1 protein-coding gene is annotated in these 903 nt (G+C 59.0%); it reads left to right on the top strand.

The window, feature by feature from the left end:
- Positions 1-903, top strand: a 903-nt coding sequence (locus AO068_RS26065; protein ID WP_152999773.1) for an AMP-binding protein, incomplete at both ends; no start/stop codon positions are given.

Below are 903 nucleotides of genomic sequence, written 5' to 3'. Positions count from 1 at the left end.
GCCTGGCAGGGTATTCAAGCCCTGAACAGTGAAGAACGCACCAACTATCCATTGACCTTGAACGTCGATGACGTTGGTGACGGCTTCAAACTAACCGCACTGGCGGCGAGCACGGTCGGTGCGCAGCGTGTGTGTGGCTACATGCACACGGCGCTGGAACAACTGGTGGACGCGCTTGAGTTAATGCCACAAGCGTCGTTGCAAAGTCTGTCGATTCTGCCAGCTGTCGAGCGTGATCATTTGCTGGTGGATTTCAATGACACCGCGCTGGATTACCCGCAGCAGCAGACCATTCACGGGCTGTTTGAAGCACAGGTCGAGCTTACACCGCAGGCTCTTGCGGTCGTCCACGGCGAACAGCGCCTGACGTATCGCGAGCTTAACGAGCAGGCCAACCGCCTGGCCCATGCCTTACGCAAGCAGGGCGTTCAGCCGGATTCGCGGGTCGGGATTTGTGTAGAACGCGGCGTGGAGATGGTCGTCGGGTTGCTGGCGATTCTCAAGGCGGGCGGCGGTTATGTGCCGCTGGATCCGGCGTATCCGGTAGAACGAATTGCCTACATGTTGCAGGACAGCGCGCCTGCCGCTGTGCTGGCGCAGTCGGCAACTGAAGCGCTGCTGGCCGACGTTGCAGTACCTGTCATCAATCTTGATCTGAACGATTGGCAGGACCAATCCGTCCAGAATCCGCAGGTGCCGGGGCTGACTTCAGCGCATCTGGCCTACCTGATCTACACCTCGGGCTCGACCGGCCTGCCGAAAGGCGTGATGATCGAACATCGCAACACCGTGAACTTCCTGACCTGGGCGCACGCGGCTTTTTACGGCTCTGCACTGGAAAAAACGCTGTTCTCCACCTCGCTGAACTTCGATCTTGCGGTCTACGAGTGCTTTGCACCGCTG

It is taken from the genome of Pseudomonas sp. ICMP 3272 (assembly GCF_001466905.1).
GTDB classification, from domain to species: domain Bacteria; phylum Pseudomonadota; class Gammaproteobacteria; order Pseudomonadales; family Pseudomonadaceae; genus Aquipseudomonas; species Aquipseudomonas amygdali.
The sequence above is the reverse complement of the archived record's forward strand: the minus strand, read 5'-3'. Positions and strand labels throughout refer to the sequence as shown.